22 protein-coding genes are annotated in these 21,732 nt (G+C 46.6%); 15 read left to right on the top strand and 7 right to left on the bottom strand.

Annotated features, from left to right (window positions below):
• Position 1: 1 nt before the first annotated feature.
• Together B2751_RS00790 and B2751_RS00785 are read right to left on the bottom strand one after the other, a co-directional pair.
• Entirely contained in the window at positions 2 to 1,189 is a 1,188-nt protein-coding gene (locus tag B2751_RS00790) for an MFS transporter (protein WP_035406338.1), read from the bottom strand.
• Positions 1,186 to 1,614 carry a MarR family winged helix-turn-helix transcriptional regulator gene (locus B2751_RS00785; protein WP_035406341.1) on the bottom strand — a complete coding sequence of 143 codons (429 nt, stop codon included), beginning with the start codon at positions 1,612 to 1,614 and terminating at the stop codon, positions 1,186 to 1,188. Before B2751_RS00785 ends, B2751_RS00790 begins: the two co-directional genes overlap by 4 nt.
• Before the next feature lie 248 nt (positions 1,615 to 1,862).
• Between B2751_RS00785 and B2751_RS00780 the strand changes: the two genes are divergently transcribed.
• Complete coding sequence (locus tag B2751_RS00780; protein ID WP_290772108.1) at positions 1,863 to 3,329, top strand: UDP-N-acetylmuramoyl-L-alanyl-D-glutamate--2,6-diaminopimelate ligase; 1,467 nt, start codon at positions 1,863 to 1,865, stop codon at positions 3,327 to 3,329.
• A 21-nt stretch (positions 3,330 to 3,350) separates the two neighbouring features.
• Here B2751_RS00780 and rnhC read toward each other — a convergent pair whose 3' ends face one another.
• Positions 3,351 to 4,271, bottom strand: coding sequence for a ribonuclease HIII (gene rnhC / locus B2751_RS00775; RefSeq protein WP_290772105.1), 921 nt, complete (start codon positions 4,269 to 4,271; stop codon positions 3,351 to 3,353).
• Positions 4,272 to 4,391: 120 nt separating this feature from the next.
• Between rnhC and zapA the strand changes: the two genes are divergently transcribed.
• The 11 genes from zapA (at position 4,392) to trxA (ending at position 15,628) form a co-directional block, all read left to right on the top strand.
• Positions 4,392 to 4,628, top strand: a complete 237-nt coding sequence (zapA, locus tag B2751_RS00770) for a cell division protein ZapA (protein ID WP_029342308.1) — start codon at positions 4,392 to 4,394, stop codon at positions 4,626 to 4,628.
• Between the two features lie 3 nt (positions 4,629 to 4,631).
• The gene (locus B2751_RS00765) at positions 4,632 to 5,180 is read left to right on the top strand and encodes a CvpA family protein (RefSeq protein ID WP_035406349.1); all 549 of its coding nucleotides are present in this window, start codon (positions 4,632 to 4,634) and stop codon (positions 5,178 to 5,180) included.
• 45 nt (positions 5,181 to 5,225) lie between these two features.
• Positions 5,226 to 6,941 (top strand): DNA polymerase/3'-5' exonuclease PolX, encoded by a 1,716-nt coding sequence (gene polX, locus B2751_RS00760; protein WP_290772102.1) that lies wholly within the window; start codon positions 5,226 to 5,228, stop codon positions 6,939 to 6,941.
• On the top strand, positions 6,942 to 9,308 hold the full coding sequence (locus tag B2751_RS00755; protein WP_290772099.1) for an endonuclease MutS2: 2,367 nt from the start codon (positions 6,942 to 6,944) through the stop codon (positions 9,306 to 9,308). It begins immediately after the preceding gene.
• A gap of 10 nt (positions 9,309 to 9,318) precedes the next feature.
• The gene (locus B2751_RS00750; protein WP_023469001.1) at positions 9,319 to 9,726 is read left to right on the top strand and encodes a DUF350 domain-containing protein; all 408 of its coding nucleotides are present in this window, start codon (positions 9,319 to 9,321) and stop codon (positions 9,724 to 9,726) included.
• A gap of 183 nt (positions 9,727 to 9,909) precedes the next feature.
• On the top strand, positions 9,910 to 10,806 hold the full coding sequence (locus B2751_RS00745; RefSeq protein WP_035406360.1) for a YitT family protein: 897 nt from the start codon (positions 9,910 to 9,912) through the stop codon (positions 10,804 to 10,806).
• A gap of 197 nt (positions 10,807 to 11,003) precedes the next feature.
• Positions 11,004 to 12,677 carry an AMP-binding protein gene (locus B2751_RS00740; protein ID WP_056062630.1) on the top strand — a complete coding sequence of 558 codons (1,674 nt, stop codon included), beginning with the start codon at positions 11,004 to 11,006 and terminating at the stop codon, positions 12,675 to 12,677.
• A 71-nt stretch (positions 12,678 to 12,748) separates the two neighbouring features.
• Positions 12,749 to 13,327, top strand: a complete 579-nt coding sequence (locus B2751_RS00735) for a TetR/AcrR family transcriptional regulator (RefSeq protein ID WP_052018985.1) — start codon at positions 12,749 to 12,751, stop codon at positions 13,325 to 13,327.
• A 74-nt stretch (positions 13,328 to 13,401) separates the two neighbouring features.
• Positions 13,402 to 14,175 (top strand): electron transfer flavoprotein subunit beta/FixA family protein, encoded by a 774-nt coding sequence (locus B2751_RS00730; protein ID WP_035406369.1) that lies wholly within the window; start codon positions 13,402 to 13,404, stop codon positions 14,173 to 14,175.
• A 13-nt stretch (positions 14,176 to 14,188) separates the two neighbouring features.
• Complete coding sequence (locus B2751_RS00725) at positions 14,189 to 15,154, top strand: electron transfer flavoprotein subunit alpha/FixB family protein (RefSeq protein WP_035406372.1); 966 nt, start codon at positions 14,189 to 14,191, stop codon at positions 15,152 to 15,154.
• A gap of 162 nt (positions 15,155 to 15,316) precedes the next feature.
• Entirely contained in the window at positions 15,317 to 15,628 is a 312-nt protein-coding gene (gene trxA, locus B2751_RS00720; RefSeq protein WP_023468994.1) for a thioredoxin, read from the top strand.
• A gap of 60 nt (positions 15,629 to 15,688) precedes the next feature.
• Here trxA and B2751_RS00715 read toward each other — a convergent pair whose 3' ends face one another.
• Entirely contained in the window at positions 15,689 to 16,069 is a 381-nt protein-coding gene (locus tag B2751_RS00715) for a VOC family protein (RefSeq protein ID WP_035406375.1), read from the bottom strand.
• An 11-nt stretch (positions 16,070 to 16,080) separates the two neighbouring features.
• Entirely contained in the window at positions 16,081 to 17,403 is a 1,323-nt protein-coding gene (locus tag B2751_RS00710; protein ID WP_290772092.1) for a dihydrolipoyl dehydrogenase family protein, read from the bottom strand.
• 82 nt (positions 17,404 to 17,485) lie between these two features.
• Here B2751_RS00710 and uvrC point away from each other — a divergent pair, with 82 nt between their 5' ends.
• The gene (gene uvrC, locus B2751_RS00705) at positions 17,486 to 19,270 is read left to right on the top strand and encodes an excinuclease ABC subunit UvrC (protein ID WP_056062620.1); all 1,785 of its coding nucleotides are present in this window, start codon (positions 17,486 to 17,488) and stop codon (positions 19,268 to 19,270) included.
• A gap of 42 nt (positions 19,271 to 19,312) precedes the next feature.
• Here the strand turns inward: uvrC and B2751_RS00700 are convergent, their stop codons facing one another.
• Both B2751_RS00700 and B2751_RS00695 read right to left on the bottom strand, forming a co-directional pair.
• A complete protein-coding gene (locus B2751_RS00700) occupies positions 19,313 to 19,927 on the bottom strand; it encodes a PH domain-containing protein (protein WP_023468990.1) in 615 nt (204 codons plus the stop codon).
• 99 nt (positions 19,928 to 20,026) lie between these two features.
• Positions 20,027 to 20,464, bottom strand: a complete 438-nt coding sequence (locus tag B2751_RS00695; protein WP_035406382.1) for a YslB family protein — start codon at positions 20,462 to 20,464, stop codon at positions 20,027 to 20,029.
• A 213-nt stretch (positions 20,465 to 20,677) separates the two neighbouring features.
• Between B2751_RS00695 and B2751_RS00690 the strand changes: the two genes are divergently transcribed.
• Together B2751_RS00690 and B2751_RS00685 are read left to right on the top strand one after the other, a co-directional pair.
• Entirely contained in the window at positions 20,678 to 21,295 is a 618-nt protein-coding gene (locus tag B2751_RS00690) for a succinate dehydrogenase cytochrome b558 subunit (RefSeq protein ID WP_035406385.1), read from the top strand.
• A 19-nt stretch (positions 21,296 to 21,314) separates the two neighbouring features.
• Positions 21,315 to 21,732 (top strand): FAD-binding protein (locus B2751_RS00685; RefSeq protein ID WP_290772089.1); only part of this gene is annotated, 418 nt, incomplete at its 3' end.

Genomic DNA, 21,732 nt, shown 5'->3' with positions numbered 1-21,732 from the left:
TTTAAGAAGCTAGTTCTTCTGCTTCAGATGATGTAGCTTGTCGTTTCGTAAAGATAAAGTACAGTAGACCACTTACGAGAACGATTAGACTACAGGATAAGAACATATTCGAATAGCCGATACCGCTTGCGACTGTGGCGAGAATCAAGGCACCGATTCCGAAGCCCGTGTCGTAAGCAAGGAAAAAGGTCGAGATGGCTTTCCCTTTCTGTGCGGGAGGTGCGAAATTCAAGAGAACGGTTTGAAGACCCGGGAAGATAGACGCCGAACCGACACCAATGATGACGGCAGCAGTCAATAAACCGGCAAAAGAAGGATACATGCCGAGAATGACAAAGCCAATCATATAAAGAACAAACGATGGCAATAACACGAATGCGGCACCCCGCTGGTCGAACAGTTTTCCGGCAATTGGTCGAATCCCGACCATTCCAAGAGCAACTAACGCATAAAAATAAGAAGCATATGCCACATGTCCGATCGAGTCCGTATACAGTGAAATGAACGCTGAAGTACTAGAAATTGCAACGCCTGCCAAAAGGGTCGCTACTAACAAAAGTGGACGCGATAAAAAGAGAGACTGGCTTAGACGAAATGCGGATGTGCTTGGAATATGTTGGCTTGTTAGTGGCAGACGCATCATTAACAATAAGGCGATGATGGCTAAGGCAGCAACCGTGACGAAATAAAGAGCGAAGGCTTTTTCTTGAATAAAGGTTAGACCGATGACAGGACCAAGAACGGATGCCAAGTTCATCGATAGTACAAAATATCCCATACCTTCGCCTTGACGTGTTTTTGGGATCAATGTCGTGACAGCGAGACTGATTGAAGAAGACAACATCCCAAAACTAAAACCATGAATGATACGGATGATGATCAAATAGAAGAATGATTCCAGAGGTAGGACGAGCAGGTAACAAATGCTCATCATTGTAAAGAGAGTCGCAGAGATCATCAAGACGCGCTTCAAATCGTAACGATCCAACCAGTGACCAATCAATGGACGAGAACAGACCGTTGCCAGGATGAAGCTCGTCACAATCCATCCGAGTGCTGAAGCAGAGACTGGAAACTGCTTAGCAGCCAGTAAAGGCAGTGAGGCATTGAGTAGGTAAAACGTGATGAAGAGCAATAGATTGATGACCAACGTCATGACGTAATGACGTGAAAATAATCGAGTGGTCATGAGGATTCCTCCTGTCGATGTAGAGTGAGTAAGTGTGTCATCCATTCACCGAGTTGTTGCTGATCGGTAAGGGGGAAGGTGGCAAGTAATCGTTGATGTGTCTCTTGGACAGCAGCGTCGATTTGGTCGAACCGTTCGATGGCTAAAGGTGTCAACGAGACGAAGTGTGTTCGTCCTTCTTTCGTTCGAGTGATGAATCCGAGTGTCTCAAGACGTGAAACGGTTTTTGTCACAGCTGGTTTTTCGATGATCAAATAATGTGCCAATTGAACTTGTGAAACAGGTTGTAATAACGCAACTGCTTTCAATAGCGCCCATTGACCCGTATGTAAGGAATATGGAGCTAAGGTAGCATCAACTTCTCGTTTGACGAGACGTGATACTTTGGATAATTGTCCGAGGACATCTTCTTGGGTATAAAGCATTTTTATTTCTCCTTTAGTTAACTAGTTAACCTTAAGAGTGTATCAAAGCTGGGTGAGAGGTGCAAGATGAAAAAACTTCTTGCATGTATTAACAGGAATGAGGTTCTTAAATGAAAAAGATTAAGCAATGCTCGAACGGGGTATGTTCCGTAAAAGGGTATTTGTTCAACTTAAAACATCGAGTGCTTACTCTTACGATAAGTTGACTGTACTATTTGGACATAGAGAGAAGAAAGGAAGAGTACATCATGAATCGACTAGCGAAGCTTCTGACTGAATTATTGCCAATTCCTATAAATGAAGCAATCAATCCATTGATCACGAATATCGCCACCGATTCACGTCAAATCAAACCGAATGGACTGTTTATTTGTATCAACGGTTACACCGTTGATGGTCACGATTATATCAATCAAGCAATCGAAAATGGAGCTGTGGCAATTTTGGCTGAACGGCCGTTTCCCGACTGTCCAGTTCCTATCATCATCGTATCGGATACAAAACGACTTGCGGGTCAAGTCGCGAATCGCTTTTATAATCAACCGAGTCAAAAAATGCGTGTTTATGGTGTAACAGGAACGAACGGAAAAACGACGACAACGAAATTAGCGTACGATCTCTTTCGGGCGACTGGTGTGAAAGCCGGCATGATCAGCACGGTCGGTGCACGGATCGATGAAGAACTCATCGAGACGCCAAATACGACGCCCGAAGCGATCATTCTGCATCGATTATTGTTCGAGATGGTTGAACAAGGCGTGACGGATTGTATTATTGAAGTGTCTTCTCATGCGCTCGCTGAAGGGAGAGTCGAGGGAGTTTCCTTCCATTCGGCAGCCTTTACGAATTTATCGCATGATCATCTTGATTATCATCATTCGATGGAAGAGTACGCCAAGACGAAAGCTTTGTTATTTCAACAAGTTGCTGCGTCAAACGGACAGAACATCGTCTTAAATCGAGAAGACGGTTGGAGTCGTGTCATGCGAGATGCCGCACCTTTGCAACCAGTTATTTGGTATACGACGCAACCACACCGGACGTCACAAATCGCAGTCGAATGGCTGACCGACACCATCAATGTCCGGATCGATGAGACGACGACACGTGTACCGACAGCTTTACTTGGTGAATTCAATGCGGCGAATTTAGCGGCAGCAATGGGATTATTGCGGGCAGGCAATGCCAATCTGTATGCACTGATTCGTCATATTCCAGAACTGGAGTTACCGAAAGGACGACTTGAACGACTGGAATGGACTTCTTGCGAAATCTATCTCGATTATGCGCATACCCCAGATGGTCTAGAAAAATGTTTACAGGCACTTACTTATATAGGCGAGTCGCTATCGATTGTCTTGAGTGCAGCTGGAGAGCGTGACCGATCAAAACGAGCGGAGATGGGACGAATCGCAAGTAAATATTGCGAACATATCATAGCAACTGTTCATGATGCGAGATCAGAGGCTCCGAATCAGATCATCGATGAGTTAATTGTTGATGTTCCGAAAGAGCGGTTAATTGGGTGTCACACGTCTCGTCATGAAGCACTCGTACAAGCCGCGCATCTCGCACATCGAGGGCAACGCGTCGTCATTGTCGGAAAAGGGCATGATGAGGTGGAACGAATCGGAACTAAAACGATTCCATTTAATGAAAAACATATACTGCTTGCGGAACTAGAACGGCTGTCTGAAGGAGAATCCGTCATTTAAAAACCGACCATTCCGCAAGGGTCATGGTCGGTTTCGTTTCGTAGCTAATTGTTGTGCCTTTTTTGTATTCGCAAAATGAGCTTTCGTCCAGTCACGCAGTTTGTCAGAGCCATAACGTAAAATCAGTGAAGCCGCGACTTGGTCAACCTTGGCGCCAGCACCTTTAGGAATGACGACACCTGTTGACTCACTTAACTTGTCCATTTCCTTGAGAAAAATCGCACGAGCGATGATGGATGAAGCAGCGACGGCAACATGAAGTTGTTCCGCTTTAGTCGAGAAGTAGACATTTTCTCGAACAGGATTCACGACACCAGATAGGTGTTTATAATAGACACTTTTTTCGGCGAACTGATCAATTAAAATCGCTTCTGGTTTCGTCTCCAGTTGGTCAAGAAGCCGCTCGATTACATCATTATGCATCAGGGCAGTCATCTTTCCTTGAGTCATCGACCGTTGCATCTGATTGTATTCTGGATTATGTAGAATACGATATGTGTACGGAATGACAGCATGGAGATCGCGAGCAATTCGACGAATCTCGATATCGTTCAAATGTTTGGAGTCTCGGACACCGAGTTCGTGAAGAAGTGCGATCTGCTTTCGATCAACAAAGGAAGCGGCGACGACGAGTGGACCGAAGAAATCGCCTTTCCCGACTTCGTCACTACCAACGACGGACCATTCCGAAAAACCATTCGGTAACGTTGAAACAAGTGGTTCTTTCGACTTAGTCGGCGAAGCCGTACCGAAACGTGTAGCGATAGCTTCGGCTTGCGGTCCTTGAAACATCACTTTTCCAGAATTATAAATCGTGATGACACAACCAGGAATCTTAGCAGCAAAACGGGCATACGGAGGAGACTTCGTCTCGTTCTGTTTGAAGTTCTGTATGACTAAGTCCTGTTTTTCTTTAGATAAGCGTAAAACGGTCGTTCCCATAGGATAACCTCCCTTTCCGGGATTAAGCATACCATCCTTAAGACCGATGGGGGACTTCTTTTCCTAAAACGAAAATGATGGTACTATATGAAAGAAGCAAAGTATGAGGAGGACAGAAAAATGGCTGATTCAGAAGGGTTGAACCGGACGACGATTCATATCGCAGGCAATGATTATACGATTGTCGGAACGGAGTCGCCAGAACACGTACGCGAAGTGGGTCTCCTCGTAGATACGAAGATTCGAGAAATCCGAGAACAAGCACCACAACTCGACGTTCGTCAAATCGCCGTCCTAGCGGCGCTTAATATTGGTAGTGATTATGTAAAAATTAAAAAGAATTTGGGTGAACTATAAACTATGATTTCTCTCGTTATCTTATTACTTCTCGCCTTAGGTGTCATGACAGGGGTCCGAAGGGGAGTTGTGTTGCAGGCCGGTCATTTGCTCAGTCTGATCATTTCCTTCATCGTTGCACTGTCGTTCTATGAGGAACTGGCTACGAAATTCCGATTGTGGGTACCATATCCGTCTACACTGGATGATGCGGGAATCGATTTGACGATGTTCGCCATTCCAAGTTCAGCACGACTCGATGAGGTGTTCTACAAAGCCTTTTGGTTCGTCGTCCTGTTCTTCGGTACAAAAATCATCTTATCGATCTTATTGTCGATGTTTGATTCGTTGACGAATGTCCCGATTCTAAAACAAGTCAAAGGGTTGTTAGGTGGCGTCTTTGGTTTCATCGAGATGTACATCTTCATCTTCCTGCTCTTGTTCTTAGCGGCATTCGTTCCAATCCAATCGATACAGGATGCGATCGCGGACTCGAGTTTAGCAAGCTTCATTATCCAGCACACCCCGCTTCTTGCGAACTGGCTGATGGATCAAGTTGGATTGATAAAATAAACAGGCTCCCACGATTGGGAGCTTTTTTTGAGGGGAGAACTGCACATGCGTACGATTCAAGATGCGATGCGTCATTTGGAACGGATATCGGTCTACCTAGAGGTCAAAGGGGAAAATCCATTTAAGATTAATGCTTTTCGGAAAGCAGCAAGTATTCTCGAAGCATCCGATGCTGACTTCATGGCGATCGAGGATTTCACGGCGATGAAGGGGATCGGAAAAGGAACGGCTGCTGTTCTAGAGGAATATCGGGAAACGGGAACGAGCACGGCACTGACAGAACTCGAACAAGAAGTGCCAGAAGGATTGATCGCCTTATTGAAGATTCCGGGTCTTGGTGGAAAAAAGCTCGCTAAACTGCATGAAGTCGGCGTCATTGATGCAGATTCCTTTGCAGAGAAATTAGCAGATGGTACAGTCGAAGCGATGCCTGGATTCGGCAAGAAGACGGTCGAGAAGTACGTTAAAGCACTTGAAACGTTTGAAACACGACCGGAGCGATTACCATACGGTGTCATGCGAAAGATCGTCGCTGAATTGAATCAGACACTTGCATCGTTTGAGGCAATCATTCGTTTTGAAGTTGGAGGAAGTTTCCGTCGAGCAGAAGAGACGTGTAAGGACCTTGATTTCATTCTCTCAACGGATGAACCGGAACGAATCAAGGAGCAGCTTCTAGAACTGTCGCTCATCGATGAAGTCATCGCAGCTGGCAGTACGAAAGTATCGCTCATCTTAAAACGAGACGTTCATTATATCGCGGTTGATTTCCGAATCGTGGATGATGCGGCGTATGCATCTACATTACATCACTTTACGGGTTCGAAGGATCACAACGTCCGGATGCGCCAACTCGCAAAAGAGCGAGGAGAGAGTATTTCTGAATATGGTGTCGAGACCGAGCAAGGATTAGTGCAACCGAACACAGAAGAAGAATTGTTTGCGCGATATGATTTACCGTTCATCGCGCCTGAATTACGAGCGGGACGTCATGAATTCGAGCAAGATTTATCACGTCTCTTGACGGAACAAGATATTCAAGCCGATGTTCATATGCATACGACATGGTCAGATGGTACGTTGTCTGTTGAAGAACTAGTCGATGCCTGTGCTGCACGCGGATATACATGGATGGCGATCACGGATCATAGTAAATATATGAAATTCGTCAATGGATTAACGGAAGAACGTCTGCGTGCACAACGTATTGAAATCGAAGCGGCACGCGAGAAACATCCCGATATGACAATTTTATGTGGTGTCGAGATGGATATCTTGCCCGATGGATCACTTGATTATGAAGATGAGTTCTTAAAAGAAATGGACTATGTCATCGCCTCGATCCACTCGAAGTTCGATCAGACGGAAGAAGAGATCATGCAGCGGCTCGAGAATGCTTGTCGTAATCTTTATGTTTCCTTGATTGCTCATCCGACGGGACGAATCATTGGAAGACGAGAAGGATACGCCGTCAATGTCGATCGATTGATCGAACTAGCAGCGGAGACAGGAACAGCGCTTGAGATGAACGCGAATCCAGCACGTTTTGATTTAACGGCAAGTTCGCTTTCGAAAGCGAAGGCTGCCGGCGTGAAGATTTTAATTAATACGGATACACACCGACCAGAAATGTTAGAAGATATGAAACTTGGAGTCCTCCATGCTCGTAAAGCTTATTTGGAGGCGTCTGATGTCATCAATACGTGGTCTGCTGAAGAAGCACTCGAATTCTTCGGTCGAAAACGTTTAGGAGTGGATTAAATGAATGCCAACGCATTACGCGTTTTAGAATATGAGAAGTTAAAAGAAAACATGCTCGCCTTCACGGCTAGTTCACTCGGAGCACAGTTCGTCCGGGCAATGCGTCCGGCGGAAGACTTCGAGCAGGTCAAGGAACTGTTAGCTGTCACGACGGAAGCAACGACGGTCTACCGGTTGCGTGACCGTTATCCGTTCGGTGGATTGACGGACGTCCGAAGTGAAGTCAAACGGGCAGAGATTGGCTCTGTCCTCTCGACGAGTGAACTTCTAGCCGTCGCAGACGTCGTCTACTCGGGACGTCAAGTGAAGGCGTTCCAAGAACGGCTACACGAAGACCATGCGGATCTACGATTACCGCGCCTTGATAGTCGAATCGAGCAAATCACGAAGCTCGTCGAGATCGAACAGGGGATTCGCCATGCCATCGACGATCAAGGGACTGTCCAAGACTCAGCGAGTGATAAATTACGAGCGTTACGCAGTCAGTTACGCTCGCTCGAAGGACAAGTTCGTTCAAAAATCGATAACGTCTTACGTAGTAAAGCGAAGATGCTGTCTGACGCCATCGTGACGATGCGAAACGATCGTTATTGTGTACCGGTCAAACAAGAATATCGTCAAGCGTTCGGCGGAATCGTCCACGATCAGTCGGCTTCTGGAGCAACGTTGTTCATCGAACCGCAAGCTGTCGTCTCTGCGAACAACGAAATTCAAGAAGCGCGTTTGAAAGAACGGGCGGAAATCGAACGAATTCTTGCACAACTATCGGCACTTGTCGGTAGCGTTGGTGATTCGCTACGCATCAATCTGGATGTATTAGCAGAACTTGATTTCATCATGGCAAAAGCATTATACGGTCATCAGATTGGAGCGGTCGAGCCACGCTTGAACGAAAACCGCCATATCATTCTGAAGGAAGCACGGCATCCGTTCATCCCGAAAGAGGAAGTCGTACCAATTACCGTATCACTGGGTGGGGATTTTACGTCACTCGTCATCACCGGTCCGAACACCGGCGGTAAAACAGTTACCTTAAAGACGATCGGTCTTTTGCAATTGATGGTGCAATCGGGACTATACGTGCCAGCTGCAGATGAGACGGAGCTCAGTGTCTTTGATGCGATTTATGCCGATATCGGGGATGAACAGTCGATTGAACAAAACTTATCGACGTTTAGTTCACACATGACGAACATCGTCTCAATGATGGAAAAAATCGATTTTATGAGTCTAGTACTGTTCGATGAGTTAGGTGCGGGAACGGATCCGACAGAAGGGGCTGCCCTAGCAATCGCGATTCTTGATGAAGTGAAGCGACGCGGAGCACGTGTGGCAGCGACGACGCACTATTCAGAATTAAAAGCGTACGGCTATAACCGAGAAGGGGTCGTCAATGCGTCGATGGAATTCGATGTCGAATCACTCAGTCCGACCTATCGCTTACTCATCGGTGTACCTGGACGCTCGAATGCGTTCGAGATTTCAAAACGTCTTGGACTCGAGGACCGGATCATCGACGCGGCACGTGGTCAGATCGGTAGCGACGCACAGTCTGTCGAGACGATGATCGAACGATTAGAAGAAGCGAAACAGCGGGCTGAAACGTTAGAGGCACAGTTGTTAGAAGAGAAAAAACGACTTGTCGAAGAGAGAGAGCAGTTCGAGCAAGAACAAGCTGAGATCCAGGAAGAGAAAAACGAAATTCTGGCAAAAGCGGAAGAAAAAGCAACACGTGCGGTCGAACGCGCTCAAAAAGAAGCAGAAGGCGTCATCAAACGTCTGAAGGAATTACGAGACGCTGGTGCCGTCAAAGAGCATGAACTGATCGAGGCGCGGAAGCGACTCGAAGACGCGAAGCCGAGTCTGCAAGAGAAGCGGATAGCTAAAGTAAAAGCAAAATACGACCAAACGCCGCGATTTGATAAAGGCGAAGAAGTTAAAGTCACGACCTTCAATCAAAAAGGCTACATTATCAACCAACAGGCGAACGGGGAGTATACCGTCCAAGTCGGCATCATGAAGGTGAACGTCAAACCGGAAGATCTCGCGAAGGTTGGCAGTACACCAAAACGTCCACAAGCGAAAGGGCGCTCTGGTGGAACGAGTGTGACGAAACAATCGACACCTTCGGCTGAACTGGATTTACGTGGCGTGCGTGTCGAAGAAGGGTTATCGAAGCTCGAACGCTTCATGGACCAAGCCTTGTTATCGAATTACGACCACATCCGTGTCATTCATGGCTTGGGTACGGGAGCGATGCGACAAGGTGTCCAAGAATTCTTGAAAGGTCATCGTCACGTCAAAGGTCACCGGTTAGGTGGTCAAGGTGAAGGCGGACACGGTGTGACGATCATCGAACTGAAATGAGGAAAGCAAGATGAACATTTTTGAGAACGTCTATGTCTATACGACAGCGCTCTATTCGGTCGCGGGATTACTGATCATTTTGGGGCTTGCACTTTTTGAGTTGACAACCCGGTATAAAAACTGGGAACATATCAAGAGTGGCAACATCGCCGTTGCGTTAGCAACAGGTGGAAAAATCATCGGACTCGCCAATATCGTTCATTTCGCTGTTCAAGGGGAAGAACGAGTCGGGTCGATATTTCTTGAAAGTGCCTTTGGCTTCTTATTGTTGATATCGACATATTGGATCTTTGAATTCCTGACACCGAATTTGCCGGTAGACCGTGAAATCGAGAATGGCAACATTGCTGTCGGTATCATTTCATGCGCTTTATCGATCGGCATGTCCTACGTCATCGGATCAGCGTTAGTGGGGTGAATCCGTGTTAGAACGTTTAGCGAAAATCATGTTCGGGGTTTCGATCGCCTTTTTGGTTGTCGGTATCCTCTGGATTGTATTTAATTAAAAGAACCGGTCTTACCGTGTGATCATTCCGTACTGACATCGTTTCAGTACGGAATTTTTATTGAGCCACGCCTAATCAAAAAAGGAGGAACGCATATGAACGTACGAAAAACATCAACAACGACAGAAACGAGACGCCGTGCTTTTGAGGCGATGCAATTGATTTCTTGGAAGGACATCTTCTGGGTTATCATCGGGTCGTCGATTCTCGCATTTGGAATCAACTACTTTACGATTCCAAATGATCTCTCAGAAGGTGGATTGATTGGGATCACGGTCATTTTCTACTATCTTTACGGTTGGGATACGGGACTTGTCTCCTTGCTTGCGAACGCTTTGCTGTTCGTTGTCGGTTATCGATTCCTTAGCCGGAAGACGATGCTTTACTCAGTCATCTCAGTCGCCGTCACATCGTTTGTCCTCTCTTCGACAGCAAACCTTGCGACATCATCGGATAGCCGTTTGATTGGTACGGTCTATGCGGGTATTTTGATTGGTGTCGGAATCGGACTCGTCATTCGTGCGGGAGGAACGACGGGCGGTGGTGTCATTATCGCTCGACTGATGAATAAATACTTGAATCTCAGTATCGCAGTCTCGATGTTCATCATCGATGTCGCCGTTGTCGGTGCGTCAGGTTTTCTATTTGGAGAAGAGACGATGCTGTACACGTTAATTGCGATTATCATCGGTTCGTATTTGATTGATCTCGTCAGTGAAGGATTGAATGTCCGCGAAGCGGTCACGATCATTAGCCATCGCCAAGAAGAAATCGCGACGATTCTGACGGAGACGCTCGGACGTAGCGCAACTGTCATCCACAGTCATGGTCATTTCACGAAACAAAAGAATGACATGTTGTATATGATCGTCGATAAACGACAACTGGCACCGTTGAAACAAATCGTCGAAGCAGCGGATCCCCGCGCCTTCGTCGTCATTCATAAAGTGCGAGAAGTCATCGGGGAAGGATTCACATATCCCTCCCGGTAATATGGATTCAAAAGTAGCACCTCTCTTTTTCGGAAATCGAGAAAGGGAGGTGCTGCTTTTTTAGTATTAAAATTTTGATTGAAATAACCAAAAAAACAAGCAGATTCAATTTCTTTTTTTGGATTTTACTGGCATGTCGAATTCAAATCAACGTATAATGAAAATGAATAGTAATTCATTATCAGGGAGGGAAACGTATGGAATCCGTTTGGTTATCTGATTATCCAAAGCAAGTACCCGTATCGATTGATTACCGAGAAATACCTCTTTATCAGGCACTTGATGAGGCAGCGACTGATTTTCCAGAACAACGTGCCTTAAGTTTCTTAGGGAAACGTATGACGTTTCGTGAAGTGTGCGACGAAGCACATGCACTCGGAAGTTTACTTCAAGAGCATGGCCTCAAAAAAGGAGATCGTGTCGGACTGATGTTACCGAACTGTCCCCAGTATATGATCAGTTATTATGCTGTCCTCTATGCTGGTGGAATCGTCGTGCAGGTGAATCCGCTCTATACGGACCGTGAACTCGAACAGATCCTCATCGATTCAGGTGCACATCTGCTCGTGACCCTCGACCTACTTTATCCGAAAGCATCTCGCGTCAAAGCGGCGACGGCACTCAAAACGGTCGTGACAACAAGCATCGCGGATTATCTTCCCTTCCCTAAAAATAAACTGTATCCCATTAAAGCACGGAAAGATAACAACATCGTCATCGATACGACGGGTTCGATTCCATTTTTATCGCTACGTGGTTATGAACCGATTACACCGGTTGCGATTCAACCGAAAGAAGATGTCGCGGTTCTTCAATATACGGGTGGAACGACAGGTGCTCCAAAAGGTGTCATGCTGACGCACTATAACCTGAGTGCGAATGTCGAGCAAATCGACAAATGGTTTTATAAATATGAGCGGGGAGATGGACGAAAACTGTTAGCTGTCGTTCCGTATTTCCATGTCTATGGCATGACATGTAACCTCAATTTCGGTATTTTTAATGCCTATGAGCAAATCATCGTTCCAAAATTCGACATCGAACAAGTATTGAAAATGATTCATAAGGAAAAACCAAATCTGTTCCCTGGTGCACCGACGATGTATGTCGGTCTGTTGAACCATCCGAAGCTAAAGAAATATGATCTGTCTTCAATCGAAGCTTGTATTTCAGGTTCAGCTCCACTGCCGGTCGAAGTCCAGGAAAAATTCGAAGCATTAACGGGCGGACGAATCGTTGAAGGATATGGTTTGTCTGAGACGAGTCCGGTGACGCATACAAACTGTATCTGGGATCGCCGGATTCCTGGAACGGTTGGTATTCCGGTACCCGATACGCAAGCGAAAATCGTCCAAGCGGATGGAGAGACACCCGCAACTCCTGGTGAGATCGGTGAGATCATCGTCACAGGTCCGCAAGTCATGAAAGGATACTGGAAACGACCAGAAGAGACGCAAGCTGTTCTTCGAAACGGTTGGTTGCACACGGGAGACCTTGGCTATATCGGCGAAGATCATTACTTCCGGATCGTTGATCGGAAAAAGGATTTAATCATTGCTTCCGGATTTAATATTTATCCACGTGAAGTCGAAGAAATCTTGTACGAGCATCCGGCCGTCAAGGAAGCCGTCGTCATCGGTGTTCCGGATGCCTATCGTGGAGAGACCGTCAAGGCGTTCATCGTCGTCAAGGATGAGATGACGGTCACAGAAGAAGAGCTTGATCAATTCTGTCGTAAACAGTTAGCGTCATTTAAAGTGCCAAAGCAGTACGAATTCCGACAAGAGTTACCGAAGACGTTCGTCGGGAAGATTCTCCGTCGTGTTCTTGTTGAAGAAGAACGTGCCAAACAACTCGAAGAAAGCAGTTGACAGGACAAAATGGCATGATAGAATAAATATGAATGAACCATCATTCATTTTATGCGTTAGGAGATAGTGGAATGAAACGAACAATGTCAAAGAGTGACCGCATCATTGATGCCGCCGTAAAAGTCATCGCTAAAAACGGCTACCATGGAGCGAAGGTGACCGCCATCGCAAAGGAAGCCGGTGTTGCGGATGGAACGATCTATCTGTACTTCAAGAATAAAGAACACCTGCTGATTTCGCTATTCCAAGCGAAAATGGGAAGCTTCATCGAATATTCCGAAGGACAAATCGCGAATCACACGTCAGCAACAGAACAATTGGCCGCATTGATCGAGGCACATCTTGAGCAATTATCCGTTGATTATGATTTGGCTGTCGTCACGCAAATCGAGCTACGTCAATCCAATCAAGACATGCGCCAAAACATTGCCGCCGTCTTGAAACCGTACCTGCATCTGATTGACCGTGTCATCAAGCACGGGATGACGACAGGCGAGTTTTCAAACGAACTCGATTATCGATTAGCGCGTCAGATGATCTTCGGAACAATCGATGAGGTCGTGACGAGCTGGATGGCAAGTGGATTCAAATATGAGTTGCTTGAGACACGCGACGGGATCCATCGGATGTTGATCAAAGGGCTGAGTTAAGCCCTTTTCATGACAACAATTATGTAAGCGGATACAAAGAATGATGGTGAATAGACGATAAGGGGGAGCATGAGATGGAAATCTATGTACTGTTGAAACGCACATTCGATACGGAAGAAGCAATCCAACTCGAAAATGGTCAAATCGATGAGGATGGGGCTGAGTTCATCATTAACCCATATGATGAATATGCGGTAGAAGAGGCGATTCGTGTCCGTGATGCACAAGGGGGAACTGTGACGATCGTGACGGTCGGTCCGGAAGACGCGGACAAAGAATTACGAACAGCACTCGCAATGGGAGCGGATCAAGCAGTACGCATCTCGATTGAGGATGACATCGAAGAGGCGGATCATTTCACGATTTCTGAAGTACTTGCTGGTTATTTAAAAGAACAGACAGTCGATCTTATCATCGCTGGAAACGTCGCAGTTGATGGCGGAAGTGGTCAAGTGGCACCACGCGTCGCAGAATTGCTCGATATTCCTTACGTGACGACGATCACAAAACTCGAACTTGACGGCACGAAGGCTGTCGTGACACGTGACGCTGAAGGGGATACAGAAACGATTGAAACAACACTTCCGTTACTCGTGACTGCGCAGCAAGGACTGAATGAGCCACGCTATCCAAGTCTTCCGGGGATCATGAAAGCGAAAAAGAAGCCGCTTGAAGAACTCGAACTCGATGATCTTGAACTCGATGAAGATGAACTCGCACCACGTCTAGAGACGATTGAACGTTTCTTACCACCGAACAAAGCAGCCGGTAAGATTCTCGAAGGTGAACTAAACGAGCAAGTCGCGCAGCTCGCATCATTATTACGTAACGAAGCAAAAGTGGTCTAAGGGGGAGAAACGAATGACAAAAGCATTAGTACTCGCAGAATCACGGGATGGCAGTTTACGGAATGTGTCGTTTGAGGCAATCGCAGCAGCGCGACGTGTCGCGGATGAAGTCATCGCGGTCCTGATTGGACACGATGTCGCAAAGGATGCCGACGCATTAGCATCACGCGGAGCGGACCAAGTCCTCGTCGTCGAGGATGAGCGTCTTCTACACTACACGCCAGACGGTTATGGACAAGTCTTCCTCGAGTTGATGAACCGGACGTCACCCGACGTGCTCGTCTTCGGTCATACGTCGCTCGGTAAGGATTTATCACCGAAGATCGCGGCAAAACTACAAGCCGGTTTGATCAGTGATGTGACGGCGATTGAAGGGGAAGGCGCGGAAGCAACTTTCATCCGACCGATCTACTCAGGGAAAGCATTCGAGAAAGTCAAAGTCGCAGAAGGCAAGACACTCTTTACGGTCCGTCCGAACAACATCGATCCGCTCGAAACGGGGAGTTCACAAGGAACGGTCGAGTCGGTTACGGTTGAACTGAAGGATTTACGGACGATCGTCGCAGACATCGTACGTAAAGCAACAGGTGGTGTTGATTTATCAGAGGCAAAAGTCATCGTCGCAGGTGGACGAGGCGTCAAGAGTTCGGACGGCTTCGCACCGTTACAAGAACTAGCAGATGTCCTCGGAGGAGCAGTGGGTGCTTCGCGTGGTGCTTGTGATGCGGATTACTGCGACTATGCGCTTCAAATCGGTCAGACAGGTAAAGTCGTTACACCGGATCTTTATATCGCGTGTGGGATCTCAGGTGCGATCCAACACTTAGCAGGGATGTCAAATGCCAAAGTGATCGTTGCGATCAATAAGGACCCGGAAGCGAACATCTTCTCTGTCGCGGACTATGGCATCGTCGGAGATTTGTTCGATGTCGTGCCACTATTGACAGCTGAATTCAAAAAAATGCTTGTTCACGGATGAGTGAATGTACCGGTGCCATGCAGATGGTACCGGTTATTTTTTACGAATTCTTCACGTGAGCAGTTTCGTTTGTTGGAAGAGACTGCTATGATATACTCGAATCAATAAAGAGATCACCCATTTTTTTAACGGGTTGATCTACTCATTAGGAGGTTATGATCAATGGCAATCGTACACGCAACTAGCCAATCATTTAAAGAAGAAACACAAGAAGGACTCGTCCTTGTTGATTTTTGGGCAACATGGTGTGGACCATGTCGTATGCTCGCACCAGTTCTTGAAGAACTCGATGCTGACATGCAAGATGTAAAAATCGTTAAAGTTGACGTAGATGCAAACCCAGAAGTAGCTGGAGCATTCCAAGTTCAAAGTATCCCGACACTCGTTCTCTTCAAAGATGGACAACCTGTCAACAAAACAATGGGCTTCATGCCAAAAGACGCACTTAAAGAATTCGTTGAAACATCTAACTAATTCTTTCCTGCATATCAAAACAGACCGTTCTGCACAGGCAGAACGGTCTGTTTTTTTAGATTACATAGGTGTGCAAAGTTCGATGAGGTGACCATCCGGATCAAGCACGTACGCAACGACTTGCCCCCATGGTTTTTCAACAGGCGTGAGTACGGTCTTGTATCCGGCAGCTTCCACCTTTTGAAAAAGCGTAGGGACGTCATCCGTGACGAAACCAATCTCTAACGTCTGCTGCGCTTTTCCGCTTGGGATCGTGTAATCCGGAATCAACCGTTGCACGTCTTCACGAGTATTGAAGGCAAGTGTTGTCTGACCGGTCTCGAACTCAATGTAGCTTCCGTGCTCCGCTTTGACGGATAAGCCAAGAACGTCTCGATAGAATGTCAGCGTCCGTGCAGTGTCTTCAACGTATAAAATCGTATAGCCGTATTGAATCATCAAAAAGCCTCCTATCAATCCTCGAATAACGAAGCAATGTCTGAAGCAGGTGTCGGGTAAGCAAATCCAGTCTGTTGCATCGAAGTACTAGGGATCCGGTGTTGCATCGCAAACGAGAAATAGTTTGCGAGTTCCGCCGCATTGACACCAATGAAGTGTGCGCCTAGTACTTGATCATCTTCCCCCACGTGCACTTTCGCCCGAGCAAAATTATCCTTGATGCGTGCGTTTGTTTGCCAAGAGGACGTATCAATCAAACGACCACGGTACGGAATACCTGCTTTTTTTAAGGAAACTTCCGTTTCACCGACGAGGGCAAGGTTCGGCGCAGTGAATACGACGCTAGGTACAGGGAGCAGTTCCAGTTTCCGGTTATTCCCTTCGAGCATGTTATCGGCAGCGAGTCGTCCTTCGGTTCCAGCAAACGGCGTCAACGCGGGATTCCCGCTGACAGCGACATCTCCTGCGGCATAGATATGTTCGACAGAAGACTGCAGGTACGCATTGACATGGATTCCTTTTTCATTATGGGAAACACCGATTTCTTCGAGTCCGAGTTGGTCGATACTTGCGACACGTCCAGTCGCATTCAAGACGACGTCCGTCTTCAACACGTCACCGTTCGATAAACGAAGTGATTCCTCTTCGTAAGCGACGACCTCTGCTTCTTTGATGATCGAGATGCCAAGTGCTTGCGTAGCATCGAGTAAGACATCGACGAGTTCACTCTCGAATTGTTTTAAGGGGTTAGAACGTAAAACAATCGTGACGTCTGCACCAGCAATCCGAGCAAGATGCGCGAACTCGAACGAGATGTACCCGCCACCAATACAGACGAGTCGACGTGGGAGGTCTTTTAGTTCCAAAAACTCATTACTCGTTATAAAACGTTCACTACCGGGTACAGATAACTCGCGAGGGCGTAAACCAGTTGCGATCAGGAATTGTTTCCCTTCGATTTCTTCTTCACCAATTTGGAGACGGTGTGAAGAGACGAAGCGGGGTTCGCCGTGGAAATAGTCGATGTCCGTCTCCTCGTATCGTTTTCGTGTTTGTTCCGGAATGGCGCGCGTGTATTCATTCTTGCGCTCCATCAACTGGCGCCAATCGATTGAAATTAATCCCTTTACGCCATATCCGAGCAAGCGCTCGACCGCATCCTTCGTCTCACTACCCGTCAGCAGAATTTTTTTAGCGTCACACCCACGTTGGGCACATGTGCCCCCCGGCGTGAAATTTTCAACGATGGCAACACGTAGTCCTTTTTCAGCAAATTTATAAGCCGCTTGATTTCCAGCGGAACCTGTTCCAATCACAATGCAATCATATGTACGCATTTTTCATCCTCCGTATGTCATAATCAATGTATGGTATTTACCCGAACGAATAAAACTAAAAACGGTGAAAGGAGACATTTATTTGGGACATCAAGAACATATCAAAGCGAAATTATCCCTTTTGCCTGATGAGCCGGGATGTTATCTACACAAAAATGAATTTGGTGAAGTCATTTATGTCGGAAAAGCAAAAAATCTCAAGAACCGTGTCCGTTCCTATTTCACAGGAGCACATGATATCAAGACGGAACGCCTCGTTGCGGAAGTTCGTGATTTTGAATACATTATTACAGCGAGTGAACTAGAAGCGTTATTGCTTGAGATGACGCTTATTAAGAAACATGATCCGAAGTACAATATCATGTTGAAGGATGACAAATCCTATCCTTATCTGAAGATTACGAATGAGACATATCCGCGCTTGATTACGACGCGTAAGTTGAAGAAGGATGGCGGACATTATTTTGGTCCTTACCCGAATGCATATGCAGCGAACGAAACGAAACGTCTGTTAGATCGTTTATATCCGCTACGCAAATGCCAGCCGATGCCGAAGAAGCTCTGTCTGTATTACCATATCGGTCAGTGTCTCGGTCCATGCGAAATACCGAATCTCGAGTCGGAACAAAAAGCGCTCGTTTCGGAAATTCGACGTTTTTTGTCCGGAGACACGAAGGAACTCGTCGAAAGCTTGAAGCACAAGATGGCGGAAGCAGCTGAGACGATGGAATTCGAGCGTGCCGGAGAATTACGGGATCAGGTCCGAGCCATTGAGTCGATCATGAACAAGCAAAACATGATTACAGCAGATTTGACATCACGCGATGTATTCGGGATCCACGTTGATAAAGGCTGGATGTGTGTCCAAGTCTTTTTCCTCCGCGGCGGAAAGATGATTGAACGTGATGTCTCGCTCTTCCCAATCTACGGAACACCAGCAGAGGAACTCGAGAGTTTCATCGTCCAGTTCTATGAGAAGAACATCAAACCAAGTGAACTGTATGTACCACCACTCGTTAATCAACTTCTGCTCAAAGAGGCGCTCTCGATCAAAATTCATGTTCCGGTCCGAGGATCAAAACGGAAATTACTTGATTTAGCAACGAAAAATGCTGAAAACGCGATTTCGGAACGTTTCGAACTACTCGCGCGGGATGAGAAACGGACCGTTCAGGCAGTAGAAGAACTCGCTGATGCAATCAATGTTCATCCATTGTCCCGAATCGAGATCATCGATAATGCGAACATCCAAGGAGCGGATGCCGTTTCGGCGCTCGTCGTCTTTGAAGACGGTAAACCACTGAAAAAAGAATACCGGAAGTTCAAGATTCGGACGGTTCAAGGACCGGATGACTATGAATCGATGCGGGAAATCGTTCGTCGGCGTTATCGACGCTTGTTACTTGAGGGAGCGCGCCTTCCGGATCTCGTCCTGATTGATGGAGGAGTCGGACAGTTGAATGCTGCTTTAGAAGTCATTCAAGATGAACTCGGCCTATCCCTGCCGGTCGGCTCATTAAAAAAAGATGACAAACACCGGACGAGTCAGTTGTTGTTTGGAGAAGATGCGCGATTGATCGAACTCAGCCCTCGCTCAAGTGCATTTTATTTACTTCAGCGTATGCAAGATGAGGTCCACCGATTCGCGATCACATTCCACCGCTCGCTTCGTTCGAAAGGGATGACCCGTTCCTTGCTCGATGAGATACCAGGAGTCGGACCAAAACGACGCCAACAGCTGATCCGTCATTTCGGGTCGATGCGTAGTCTAAGACGTGCGACGATCGAACAGTTGGCTGAGGCAGGATTGCCTGTGAAATTAGCGGAAACCGTTGCTGAGTATTTAAGCCAAGCGAATGAAGAATGAAAAAAGGCCGTCCTCGTGAAGAGAGCGGCTTTTTTTATGGCATTAGTTGTTGATGTACTTCTCGTAGTACGAACCGAAATCACGCTGGTTCCACTGATGGTAGTGACCTTGAAGCCACTCGAAGGATTGTTCAGACAACTCCTTGAATGTTTGCGGAACATTCATGTCGCCTTGGCGAAGACCACCGAGAATCGTGACCGAATGATTTAATGAGCTATTCGCGAACTCGAGCATCTTTTGTCCTTCGTATTGTTTTTCAGCGATGGCAAGTAATGTCTTATACAGATCCTTTACATGCTCCAGTTGTTTTTTATCAACGTCGATCGAATAATGTTTGCCACCAATCTCGAACTTGATCTCGACATCGAGGTCGACTGTTCCGGCCGTTTCGAACATGACGTGGCGAATTGGATAATGTGCATATGGATAGCGGTAGAGTACACGTTTTGAACTGACAGCACTTTCTCCATCAAGGTGAATCAAGGCTAAGTTCGTAAAGCAATACTCGTCAGATTTGGACTTGATCAAGAAATAGATTTTTTCGCCGTCTTCATGTAAAACATAATCGTCAGCGGCTGCCTTGTCGAAATCATCAGGATGAATGACTTGTCCGATATCACTGAATCCCGTTAAATCTGCTGCTAGTTTTTTGAACATGTAAAGTTCCTCCTCGCAATTTGTGTACGCATGATTTTACGATCACTTGCTACAAAAAGTTTCATGAATCTATTTCGATGTTGAAAATAAAGATTCCTGTCACATTCTATGTAAAGTTCGACCGATTGGTTCGAGTGGATCTTTTGGATCGATTTGGACCGTGATTTGAACAAACTCTTTACTCGTCTCAGCATATCCTTCCGCAACACATCCGTTAAAACGAGAAAACTGTTCAGCGAGGAAACCGGCTTCGAGTTGAAAGTAGCCTTGTGGCCGTTCATCTCTCGTCGTATCAGGAGGAGACAGTACGAACGAGATGACCGTTCCTTTACGTTTCTTGATTTCGAGCATTCCCCAACCGGCTTGTTCAAAGAATGAGGCCAATTCAGATTCATCCACGACAGGGAATTGACGCGCGAGACGTTTACCTGCCCAGTAGATGACTTGCCGATAATCCGATCCTAGAAGATCGGTTAACACATAATCCCGGATCAGTTCGATTCCGAAAAGTGGTGTTTGGTTTGGTGTAACATCCATCATGATTCACTCCTATCTGCCAACCATTATACCGAGATGATTCTAGCAGGTCATTGTTTTCCTGAAAAAATTTGCAGTTAAATGCAACGGCTCGGGTTGTCTTCTAAAAAGGACAGGAGTAGAATAAGTGATGAAAAGACGAATTTCCTTATGAAAGCGCTTTTCTACCAAAATGCGCCAACGGTTGATTGGCAAACAAAAGGGGGGATTTGGATGGCGAATCATCGTGATTTCGTGAGTCGTAAAATACACTCACTGCTCGGCGTCATTCCAATCGGGTTATTTTTACTTTCGCACTTAACGACGAACTACTTCATCGTACGTGGTGAGGAAGACTTCAATAAGGCCGCGGAATTTGTGGGGAGCGTTCCGTATCGATTGTTCTTAGAGATCTTTGTCATCTTCATTCCAATCATCTTGCATGGTGTCTACGGTGTTTACATCGCATTCACGGGTTCTGCGAACACAGGACGATATACATATTTCCGGAACTGGATGTATGTCTTGCAACGGTTTAGCGGAGTGTTCCTCGTCGTGTTCATCACATGGCACGTTTGGGAGACTCGGATTGCCGCTGCGATGGGAACAGAAGTTGATGCGAGCATGATGCAGAACATCGTCGATAACGGATTCATGTTAGCGTTCTATATCGTCGGGATCTTGGCAACGACATTCCACCTCGCGAACGGACTATGGACGTTCTGTATTACTTGGGGAATCACGCAGTCACCAGCATCTCAACGGGCGATGTCTTACGTGGCAGCACTCGTATTCATCGGTTTATCGTTTGTAGGCGTACGCTCGATCTTAACGTTTGCAGGCGTGTTGTAAGGAAAGGGGAACTGACAACATGGCGAACAAGAATCTTGTCATCATCGGCGGAGGGCTTGCCGGTCTGATGGCTACGATAAAAGCAGCAGAGCAAGGCGTACCAGTTAAGTTATTCTCACTCGTACCCGTCAAACGCTCACACTCTGTTTGTGNNAACGGAGCAGTCAATACGAAAGGGGAAGGGGATTCACCATATCAGCATTTCGATGACACGGTATACGGTGGAGACTTCCTCGCAAATCAACCACCTGTTCAAAAAATGGCGGAAGCAGCACCGAAGATCATCCATATGTTCGACCGCATGGGTGTCATGTTCAACCGGACACCGGAAGGGTTACTCGACTTCCGACGCTTCGGAGGAACGTTGCATCACCGGACGGCATACGCTGGAGCGACGACGGGGCAACAGTTATTGTACGCATTAGATGAACAGGTTC

The organism is Exiguobacterium sp. UBA6282 (assembly GCF_002440475.1).
In the GTDB taxonomy this organism is placed as follows: Bacteria; Bacillota; Bacilli; order Exiguobacteriales; family Exiguobacteriaceae; genus Exiguobacterium_A.
This window is presented reverse-complemented; position numbering and strand designations above follow the sequence as displayed.

Coding starts and splice junctions, on each gene's coding strand:
- B2751_RS00790 (WP_035406338.1), bottom strand. CDS start 1,189: ATGACCACTCGATTATTTTCACGTCATTACGTCATGACGTTGGTCATC.
- B2751_RS00785 (WP_035406341.1), bottom strand. CDS start 1,614: ATGCTTTATACCCAAGAAGATGTCCTCGGACAATTATCCAAAGTATCA.
- B2751_RS00780 (WP_290772108.1), top strand. CDS start 1,863: ATGAATCGACTAGCGAAGCTTCTGACTGAATTATTGCCAATTCCTATA.
- rnhC (WP_290772105.1), bottom strand. CDS start 4,271: ATGGGAACGACCGTTTTACGCTTATCTAAAGAAAAACAGGACTTAGTC.
- zapA (WP_029342308.1), top strand. CDS start 4,392: ATGGCTGATTCAGAAGGGTTGAACCGGACGACGATTCATATCGCAGGC.
- B2751_RS00765 (WP_035406349.1), top strand. CDS start 4,632: ATGATTTCTCTCGTTATCTTATTACTTCTCGCCTTAGGTGTCATGACA.
- polX (WP_290772102.1), top strand. CDS start 5,226: ATGCGTACGATTCAAGATGCGATGCGTCATTTGGAACGGATATCGGTC.
- B2751_RS00755 (WP_290772099.1), top strand. CDS start 6,942: ATGAATGCCAACGCATTACGCGTTTTAGAATATGAGAAGTTAAAAGAA.
- B2751_RS00750 (WP_023469001.1), top strand. CDS start 9,319: ATGAACATTTTTGAGAACGTCTATGTCTATACGACAGCGCTCTATTCG.
- B2751_RS00745 (WP_035406360.1), top strand. CDS start 9,910: ATGAACGTACGAAAAACATCAACAACGACAGAAACGAGACGCCGTGCT.
- B2751_RS00740 (WP_056062630.1), top strand. CDS start 11,004: ATGGAATCCGTTTGGTTATCTGATTATCCAAAGCAAGTACCCGTATCG.
- B2751_RS00735 (WP_052018985.1), top strand. CDS start 12,749: ATGAAACGAACAATGTCAAAGAGTGACCGCATCATTGATGCCGCCGTA.
- B2751_RS00730 (WP_035406369.1), top strand. CDS start 13,402: ATGGAAATCTATGTACTGTTGAAACGCACATTCGATACGGAAGAAGCA.
- B2751_RS00725 (WP_035406372.1), top strand. CDS start 14,189: ATGACAAAAGCATTAGTACTCGCAGAATCACGGGATGGCAGTTTACGG.
- trxA (WP_023468994.1), top strand. CDS start 15,317: ATGGCAATCGTACACGCAACTAGCCAATCATTTAAAGAAGAAACACAA.
- B2751_RS00710 (WP_290772092.1), bottom strand. CDS start 17,403: ATGCGTACATATGATTGCATTGTGATTGGAACAGGTTCCGCTGGAAAT.
- B2751_RS00700 (WP_023468990.1), bottom strand. CDS start 19,927: ATGTTCAAAAAACTAGCAGCAGATTTAACGGGATTCAGTGATATCGGA.
- B2751_RS00695 (WP_035406382.1), bottom strand. CDS start 20,464: ATGGATGTTACACCAAACCAAACACCACTTTTCGGAATCGAACTGATC.
- B2751_RS00690 (WP_035406385.1), top strand. CDS start 20,678: ATGGCGAATCATCGTGATTTCGTGAGTCGTAAAATACACTCACTGCTC.